Origin of the sequence: Streptococcus shenyangsis (assembly GCF_006385785.1) — a bacterium.
GTDB lineage: Bacteria > Bacillota > Bacilli > Lactobacillales > Streptococcaceae > Streptococcus > Streptococcus shenyangsis.
In genome coordinates, this window is the sequence record NZ_VFSH01000012.1 from 52,584 (window position 1) to 62,221 (window position 9,638).

Annotated in this window: 4 protein-coding genes and 3 pseudogenes; 2 read left to right on the forward strand and 5 right to left on the reverse strand. The window is 45.0% G+C overall.

The genetic code is table 11. The features are described 5' to 3' along the window. Positions 1-251: 251 nt before the first annotated feature. Positions 252-494, forward strand: a pseudogene (locus tag FJR77_RS10525) (accessory Sec-dependent serine-rich glycoprotein adhesin); the annotation flags it as partial. A 26-nt stretch (positions 495-520) separates the two neighbouring features. On the opposite strand, the gene FJR77_RS10485 reads toward FJR77_RS10525, so the two are convergent. Both FJR77_RS10485 and FJR77_RS10490 read right to left on the reverse strand, forming a co-directional pair. Beyond that, a complete protein-coding gene (locus tag FJR77_RS10485; RefSeq protein WP_140834402.1) occupies positions 521-790 on the reverse strand; it encodes a hypothetical protein in 270 nt (89 codons plus the stop codon). A gap of 120 nt (positions 791-910) precedes the next feature. Continuing rightward, positions 911-1,282 (reverse strand): hypothetical protein, encoded by a 372-nt coding sequence (locus tag FJR77_RS10490; RefSeq protein WP_140834404.1) that lies wholly within the window; start codon positions 1,280-1,282, stop codon positions 911-913. Positions 1,283-2,063: 781 nt separating this feature from the next. On the opposite strand from FJR77_RS10490, the pseudogene FJR77_RS10530 reads away from it, so the two are divergent. Further along, positions 2,064-3,758, forward strand: a pseudogene (locus FJR77_RS10530) (sialoglycan-binding domain-containing protein); the annotation flags it as partial. Positions 3,759-4,780: 1,022 nt separating this feature from the next. Here the strand turns inward: FJR77_RS10530 and FJR77_RS10555 are convergent. The 3 genes and pseudogenes from FJR77_RS10555 to FJR77_RS10565 form a co-directional block, all read right to left on the reverse strand. Continuing rightward, positions 4,781-7,387 (reverse strand): hypothetical protein, encoded by a 2,607-nt coding sequence (locus FJR77_RS10555; protein ID WP_456243020.1) that lies wholly within the window; start codon positions 7,385-7,387, stop codon positions 4,781-4,783. A gap of 57 nt (positions 7,388-7,444) precedes the next feature. Continuing rightward, positions 7,445-7,915, reverse strand: a complete 471-nt coding sequence (locus tag FJR77_RS10560) for a hypothetical protein (protein ID WP_308851596.1) — start codon at positions 7,913-7,915, stop codon at positions 7,445-7,447. 57 nt (positions 7,916-7,972) lie between these two features. Then, positions 7,973-9,638, reverse strand: a pseudogene (locus FJR77_RS10565) (adhesive domain-containing protein); the annotation flags it as partial.

The following is a 9,638-nucleotide window of genomic DNA, read 5'->3' on the forward strand; positions in this document are numbered from 1 at the left end:
TTTATATTTTTATTCAAAGTAAAATAAATTAGAAGTATACAAAAAATAGCGATATATATATATATATATATATATATTAAATGCGTTTTCGGTTTATTTATAAAAGTTTTATATTAAACATAAAACGTTATTATATAGTATTATTTTTTTGAATTCTATTGCTTTTTAAATCAATTTTTTTTATAATATTAAAGATTAACTTAGAATTGGGTGAATTGTACCCTTAACCTAAGTTTAGAAAAGGAGATAACATGTTTTTCAGACGTCAAGAGGGTCAATATCGTGAAACTGATCGTGTGACCCGCTATAAGTTAGTGAAATCCGGTAAGCATTGGCTACGGGCTTCCACTTCTTTATTTGGTTTGTTTAAGGTTTTCCGTGGTAGTGTCGACACTACTCAAGTTATGACCGAAGTGGTTGAGAACCAAACAAACAATACGATTACAGGCCTCGATATTATAAGGGGACTTGCAGCTACAGGAGCTGTATTAGGCGGAGCAGTGGCAACACAAACTACTGTTCATGCCAATGATGCGGTTGCTCTTGAAAAGACATTGGAGTCATCGGATGTTTTAGCTACAAATGACTCAGTCGTTCTTGGATCTGTTTCGAAAGCAAATCCAGAAGAATCGGCAAGTTTGTCACACTCAGAAAGCGAGAGTGTGTCTAGTTCAGAATCGACTTCTGCTAGCCAATCAGTGAGCGCTAGCACTTCTGCAAGTATGTCAGCAAGTACTTCTGCTTCTGTTAGTGCGTCGACAAGTACTTCTGCAAGTGTATCAGCAAGCACTTCTGTAAGTTCTAGTCAGTTGATGGTTCATTCAGAGGACAGTTCGGTTGCGACTAGCGCTGCTAGTGTTGAAACTGCTGGACAATCCGAATCTACTTCAGCTGAAAATCAAGTAGTTAGTCAAGGCTTGCCAAACTCTAATTTGTCTGCACCTGTCTTGGACTCTGCTAAGTCAGCAACAGGTTTGATAGAGAAAACTTCCGAATTAACAAGTTTGGCAGGAGTGACTGCTGGTGCCTTGTCATCGGTAGAAGTATCTACAAAGAAAAATGAAGAAGATCGTAAAAAGCTGGCTAAAATTTCAGCTGAAATGGGTGAGTATTTAGCTAAGGCGGCAGATCTTCCAGATACGAGTGCAGCCATCCTTAAGGTGGAAACTGCCATTACTGAGATTGAGTCAGCTTTAAAGGATCCAACTGCTGATCTTGGTAGTGTTGTCAAAACGGCAACTTCAGCTCGTAATTCTATTGCCAATGCAGTTTTACGTGCCACTTCAGGTCAACGTGATGGCCGTAATGGACAAGCGATAGAGAGGGGTGCTTCTCCTAGAGCAACATTCTCTAGCCATGGTACGACAGCCTCAATTGCGTCTACTAATTATAATCCAAATACTCATGAAGTTGTTTGGCGTATTAATATGCATGCTAACAATGCCTTGCATCATGTAGGGCTGATTGCGGATGTAGATTCCAATACGACGATTAATCGTGTGACCTTTAATGGACAAGAGATGGCGAAACGTGGTGGTTCAAGAAATGAGTATGTCTATGATATCCGCCATGATAAACAAAGAAACCTAGAAGCAACGCTTGAAGTTCATGCCACTGTAAACAAGCAGTCGAAAGCTGCAAGCTTGAACGCAAAAGTTGCTACAAGTAGTCAACCGTTTACAAGTGCGGATACTTCTGGAAATTATAGCGGTTCAATCAGTTCAACTGTTCCAACTAGTGGGACAGGTCAGTATAGAAGTGCGGGAGGTCAGGACCGTACGGCAGATAATATACCTACTCTTTCGATTTCGCCTTCTTCTGTAGAAATATATAACGATGAAGTACTTGGTGGCTCAACTGGTATTCCATTTGTCATGAGAGATGATAAAGGGGTGGTAAGTTTGCTATCTAGTCCGAACAATACTATCATCACTGGTTTGACCATGAAGTATGCACCAATCGGTAATCAAGGGTTTAAACCTTATTATTCTAATGGACAGTATCCTAGAGAACACACATCGGTTGTAAGTGGAACAATTGGTCGTAGTGACGGCTGGAAACCAATGACTCCGGGTACTTATCCTCTTAACTTCCAAGTGGTTGATACTATAGGGCAACGTACCGATGGAAGTTTAAATCTGACGATCAAAGGTTACAATGAGCGTAATACTCCTATTAGTGGAGATGCTGTTGCAGTCAACAACCCTGCATCTTTGAGTAAGACTGAGAAAGATCAAATCCTAGCTAACTTCAGGAGCAAAAATGCTGATATTCTCGCGGGTACTGACTATGTGAAGGACTCTGAAGGCAATAAAGAAATTACGGTATCTGATACAGGTCTTATCACTCTTACTTATCGTGATAATACTGTTGATACAGTTCAAGCGAATGTGACAGATGCAACTGAGCCAACTGTTGATTACACTGTGAAAGTAAATAATCAAACACCCAAAACAGATAGTGATGGACGTTTTATTTTTTATGCTGGAGATAGGATTCAGATTACTTTCACTGGTAATGACAACTTTGGAAAATTAACAGAATTGACATTGAATAAGCAAGGTTCAAATAAAAAATTAGAGCCTCTGAATGACTTCTTTGAAGGAAACTCTACTAAATGGGGGAGTGGTGCAGTAGACAATATTACAAGTCTAACTACCGCTCCAGCTACAAAGACAGTGGATGTTACTGTCAATGATAATATGCAGTGGTCGTCTGGTAATAAATTTTCTCGTGTAGTTAAAGCAGTCGATCCTTCAGGGAATTCTAAAATTAGTTCTTGGTTTGGTGTTGTTCAAGGGGAGCTAAAGGATCGTCTTCCAGTGACAAATCCTGAATTGACAACTGTTGCAAATAAAAACAACTTGACCGGAGAGGAAAAGACTGCTGTCAAGAATGCCATCTATGCCAAAAATGCTAAAGCAGATCACCGTATCGATGATATTGAAGTCCAGGCAGATGGTACAGCAACGATTGTCTACAATGATAAAACACGTAGTACTCCAATTCCACAGTCAGCTACAGTCAATGAGCGACCAACAATTAAAAACTTAACTCCTGGACCTAATGCAAAAATTGATGGTGAGAATCCGCGTAAGATTATCGTTTATCGTGAAGAAGAATTCAGTGTGGATGTTAATTTGACTGATGACCGTGGTCGATTGGACCAGATTAAGGTTCACAAAAATGCCTATAATGAACGTCCGTCACGTGATTTCGAAGTTACGGATGGTACTCCTATAGTGGAGGCTGCGAATGGAACACGTATTAACTTTACGGATAAGACAAGTAATTTAGGAAAAGATGGCAATGCGACAGATGCTAATCCGTATAAAGTAACTATTTCAGGTCATGTAGGTAAGGGTCAGTCAGTCAGTGCCAATGCTAGTAGTAACATCTGGAATCGTTATATTTCTGGATATGATCAATCTACCACAACGAATAATAACGGACAAAATGAAACTGCCAATAATGCCAATATCCAGATTGAGTTCCGCAAGCAGTCTGATAAGTACACTCCGACAGCAACAAATCCTACAGTCAAGGTGACTTCAAATGGAACTGTTCCAAATTTGGGACCGGCAGAGAATTATATTTCTAATAAGCGTGATTTGCCAACTGAAGGAACAACAGCAGGTACAAGAACGACTTATAAATGGAAGAGTGGCGAGAACTCACCTGTTAAAAATGGTAAATTAACACGAACAGTTATAGTAACTTATCCAGATGATTCGACAGATGAAGTTCCAGTTACTATTACGGTAGATGATTCAGAGTATAAATCGCTGTCCGCCTCAACGAGCGCATCGACAAGTGCCAGCCAAAGTGCCTCAACGAGCGCATCTAAGTCCGCGTCGACAAGTGCAAGTCAAAGTGCATCAACAAGTGCATCTAAGTCATTGTCGACGAAAGCAAGTCAGTCCGCATCGACAAGTGCAAGCCAAAGTGCCTCAACGAGCGCATCTAAGTCTGCGTCGACAAGTGCAAGCCAAAGTGCCTCAACGAGCGCATCTAAGTCTGCGTCGACAAGTGCAAGCCAAAGTGCCTCAACGAGCGCATCTAAGTCCGCGTCGACAAGTGCAAGCCAAAGTGCCTCAACGAGCGCATCTAAGTCCGCGTCGACAAGTGCGAGCCAAAGTGCCTCAACGAGCGCATCTAAGTCCGCGTCGACAAGTGCAAGCCAAAGTGCCTCAACGAGCGCATCTAAGTCCGCGTCGACAAGTGCAAGCCAAAGTGCCTCAACGAGCGCATCTAAGTCAGCATCGACAAGTGCAAGCCAAAGTGCCTCAACAAGCGCATCTAAGTCCGCGTCGACAAGTGCAAGTCAAAGTGCATCAACAAGCGCATCTAAGTCCGCGTCGACAAGTGCAAGTCAAAGTGCCTCAACAAGTGCATCTAAGTCCGCGTCGACAAGTGCAAGCCAAAGTGCCTCAACAAGCGCGTCTAAGTCTGCGTCGACAAGTGCAAGTCAAAGTGCCTCAACAAGCGCATCTAAGTCCGCGTCGACAAGTGCAAGTCAAAGTGCCTCAACAAGCGCGTCTAAGTCCGCGTCGACAAGTGCGAGCCAAAGTGCCTCAACAAGCGCATCTAAGTCCGCGTCGACAAGTGCAAGTCAAAGTGCCTCAACAAGCGCGTCTAAGTCCGCGTCGACAAGTGCGAGCCAAAGTGCCTCAACGAGCGCATCTAAGTCCGCGTCGACAAGTGCAAGCCAATCAGCAAGCACGTCAGCTAGCCAGTCCGCGTCGACAAGTGCAAGCCAATCAGCAAGCACATCAGCTAGTCAGTCAGCATCAACAAGTGCGTCAGAATCAGCGTCAACAAGTGCATCTGAGTCAGCGTCAACAAGTGCGTCAGAATCAGCATCAACAAGTGCGTCAGAATCAGCGTCAACAAGCGCATCTGAATCAGCATCAACAAGTGCATCTGAGTCAGCGTCAACAAGTGCATCTGAGTCAGCAAGCACATCAGCTTCTGAATCAGCATCAACAAGTGCGTCAGAATCAGCGTCAACAAGTGCATCTGAGTCAGCGTCAACAAGTGCGTCAGAATCAGCAAGCACAAGCGCATCTGAATCAGCATCAACAAGTGCATCTGAGTCAGCGTCAACAAGTGCATCTGAGTCAGCAAGTACATCAGCTTCAGAATCGGCATCAACAAGTGCGTCAGAATCAGCAAGTACAAGCGCATCTGAGTCAGCAAGCACATCGGCTTCTGAATCAGCAAGCACAAGTGCGTCAGAATCAGCAAGTACATCAGCTTCTGAATCAGCATCAACAAGTGCGTCAGAATCAGCAAGTACATCAGCATCTGAATCAGCATCAACAAGTGCATCAGAATCAGCAAGCACAAGCGCTTCTGAGTCAGCATCAACAAGTGCATCAGAATCAGCAAGCACATCAGCTTCTGAGTCAGCAAGTACATCAGCTTCTGAATCGGCATCAACAAGTGCGTCAGAATCAGCAAGCACAAGCGCTTCTGAGTCAGCATCAACAAGTGCATCAGAATCAGCAAGCACAAGCGCTTCTGAGTCAGCATCAACAAGTGCGTCAGAATCAGCAAGTACATCAGCATCTGAATCAGCATCAACAAGTGCATCAGAATCAGCAAGCACAAGCGCCTCTGAATCAGCGTCAACAAGTGCATCAGAATCAGCATCAACAAGTGCGTCAGAATCAGCAAGTACATCAGCTTCTGAATCAGCGTCAACAAGTGCATCAGAATCAGCAAGCACAAGCGCTTCTGAGTCAGCATCAACAAGTGCGTCAGAATCAGCAAGTACATCAGCTTCTGAGTCAGCATCAACAAGTGCGTCAGAATCAGCGTCAACAAGCGCTTCTGAGTCAGCAAGCACAAGCGCCTCTGAGTCAGCATCAACAAGTGCATCAGAATCAGCAAGCACATCAGCTTCTGAGTCAGCATCAACAAGTGCATCAGAATCAGCAAGCACAAGCGCTTCTGAGTCAGCATCAACAAGTGCGTCAGAATCAGCAAGTACATCAGCTTCTGAATCAGCATCAACAAGTGCGTCAGAATCAGCAAGTACATCAGCTTCTGAATCAGCATCAACAAGTGCATCAGAATCAGCAAGCACATCAGCATCTGAATCAGCATCAACAAGCGCATCTGAATCAGCAAGCACAAGCGCATCTGAATCAGCAAGCACATCGGCATCTGAATCAGCGTCAACAAGCGCTTCTGAGTCAGCAAGCACAAGCGCCTCTGAGTCAGCATCAACAAGTGCGTCAGAATCAGCAAGTACATCAGCTTCTGAATCAGCATCAATAAGTGCATCAGAATCAGCAAGCACAAGCGCTTCTGAATCAGCATCAACAAGTGCGTCAGAATCAGCATCAACAAGTGCGTCAGAATCAGCAAGTACATCAGCTTCTGAATCAGCATCAACAAGTGCGTCAGAATCAGCAAGTACATCAGCATCTGAGTCAGCATCAACAAGTGCATCAGAATCAGCAAGCACATCAGCTTCAGAATCGGCATCAACAAGCGCATCTGAATCAGCATCAACAAGTGCATCTGAGTCAGCAAGCACATCAGCTTCTGAATCAGCATCAACAAGTGCGTCAGAATCAGCAAGCACAAGCGCATCTGAATCAGCATCGACAAGTGCGTCAGAATCAGCAAGCACAAGCGCATCTGAATCAGCATCAACAAGTGCATCTGAGTCAGCGTCAACAAGTGCATCTGAGTCAGCAAGCACATCAGCTTCTGAATCAGCATCAACAAGTGCATCTGAGTCAGCATCAACAAGTGCATCTGAGTCAGCAAGCACATCAGCTTCTGAATCAGCATCAACAAGTGCATCTGAGTCAGCAAGTACAAGCGCATCTGAGTCAGCAAGCACATCGGCTTCTGAATCAGCAAGCACAAGTGCGTCAGAATCAGCGTCAACAAGTGCATCTGAGTCAGCATCAACAAGTGCGTCAGAATCAGCGTCAACAAGTGCATCTGAGTCAGCATCAACAAGTGCGTCAGAATCAGCGTCAACAAGTGCATCTGAGTCAGCATCAACAAGTGCTTCAGAATCAGCAAGCACATCGGCATCTGAGTCAGCGTCAACAAGTGCATCTGAGTCAGCAAGCACATCAGCATCTGAATCAGCATCAACAAGTGCTTCAGAATCAGCGTCAACAAGTGCATCTGAGTCAGCGTCAACAAGTGCGTCAGAATCAGCAAGCACAAGCGCATCTGAGTCAGCAAGCACATCAGCATCTGAATCAGCATCAACAAGTGCGTCAGAATCAGCGTCAACAAGTGCATCTGAGTCAGCATCAACAAGTGCATCTGAGTCAGCATCAACAAGTGCATCTGAGTCAGCATCAACAAGTGCGTCAGAATCAGCATCAACAAGTGCATCAGAGTCAGCAAGCACATCGGCTTCTGAATCAGCATCAACAAGTGCGTCAGAATCAGCGTCAACAAGTGCGAGTCAAAGTGCCTCAACAAGTGCATCAGAATCAGCAAGTACATCAGCATCTGAGTCAGCATCAACAAGCGCATCTGAGTCAGCAAGCACATCAGCATCTGAATCAGCATCAACAAGTGCATCAGAGTCAGCATCAACAAGTGCATCAGAATCAGCAAGCACATCGGCATCTGAGTCAGCGTCAACAAGTGCATCAGAGTCAGCAAGCACATCAGCTTCTGAATCAGCATCAACAAGTGCGTCAGAATCAGCGTCAACAAGTGCATCTGAGTCAGCGTCAACAAGTGCGTCAGAATCAGCAAGCACAAGCGCATCTGAATCAGCATCAACAAGTGCATCTGAGTCAGCAAGCACATCAGCTTCTGAATCAGCATCAACAAGTGCGTCAGAATCAGCAAGCACAAGCGCATCTGAATCAGCATCGACAAGTGCGTCAGAATCAGCAAGCACAAGCGCATCAGAGTCAGCAAGCACATCGGCTTCTGAATCAGCATCAACAAGTGCGTCAGAATCAGCGTCAACAAGTGCGAGTCAAAGTGCCTCAACAAGTGCATCTGAATCAGCAAGTACATCAGCATCTGAGTCAGCATCAACAAGTGCATCAGAATCAGCAAGCACATCAGCTTCTGAATCGGCATCAACAAGCGCATCTGAGTCAGCAAGCACATCAGCATCTGAATCAGCAAGCACATCAGCATCTGAATCAGCATCAACAAGTGCGTCAGAATCAGCGTCAACAAGTGCATCTGAGTCAGCATCAACAAGTGCATCAGAATCAGCAAGTACATCAGCATTTGAGTCAGCATCAACAAGTGCATCAGAATCAGCAAGCACATCAGCTTCTGAATCAGCAAGCACAAGCGCTTCTGAATCAGCAAGCACAAGCGCTTCTGAATCAGCAAGCACATCGGCATCTGAGTCAGCGTCAACAAGTGCATCTGAATCAGCAAGCACATCAGCTTCTGAATCAGCATCAACAAGTGCGTCAGAATCAGCAAGCACAAGCGCTTCTGAGTCAGCATCAACAAGTGCGTCAGAATCAGCAAGCACAAGCGCTTCTGAGTCAGCAAGCACATCAGCTTCTGAATCAGCGTCAACAAGTGCGTCAGAATCAGCAAGTACATCAGCTTCTGAATCAGCATCAACAAGTGCGTCAGAATCAGCAAGTACATCAGCTTCTGAATCAGCATCAACAAGTGCGTCAGAATCAGCAAGTACATCAGCTTCTGAGTCAGCAAGCACATCAGCTTCAGAATCAGCAAGCACAAGCGCATCTGAGTCAGCAAGCACATCAGCTTCTGAATCAGCATCAACAAGTGCGTCAGAATCAGCAAGCACAAGCGCTTCTGAGTCAGCATCAACAAGTGCGTCAGAATCAGCAAGTACAAGCGCTTCTGAGTCAGCAAGCACATCAGCTTCTGAATCAGCATCAACAAGTGCATCTGAGTCAGCAAGCACAAGCGCATCAGAATCAGCAAGCACATCAGCTTCAGAATCAGCATCAACAAGTGCGTCAGAATCAGCAAGTACATCAGCTTCTGAGTCAGCAAGCACATCAGCTTCAGAATCAGCAAGCACATCAGCATCTGAGTCAGCGTCAACAAGTGCATCAGAGTCAGCAAGCACATCGGCTTCTGAATCAGCAAGCACATCAGCATCTGAATCAGCATCAACAAGTGCGTCAGAGTCAGCAAGCACATCAGCTTCTGAGTCAGCAAGTACATCAGCTTCAGAATCGGCATCAACAAGTGCATCTGAGTCAGCGTCAACAAGTGCTTCAGAATCAGCGTCAACAAGTGCATCTGAGTCAGCAAGCACATCAGCTTCTGAATCAGCATCAACAAGTGCTTCAGAATCAGCGTCAACAAGTGCATCTGAGTCAGCGTCAACAAGTGCGTCAGAATCAGCAAGCACAAGCGCATCTGAGTCAGCAAGCACATCAGCATCTGAATCAGCAAGCACATCAGCTTCTGAATCAGCATCAACAAGTGCGTCAGAATCAGCGTCAACAAGTGCATCTGAGTCAGCATCAACAAGTGCATCTGAGTCAGCAAGCACATCAGCTTCTGAATCAGCATCAACAAGTGCTTCAGAATCAGCGTCAACAAGTGCATCTGAGTCAGCGTCAACAAGTGCGTCAGAATCAGCAAGCACAAGCGCATCTGAGTCAGCAAGCACATCAGCATCTGAATCAGCA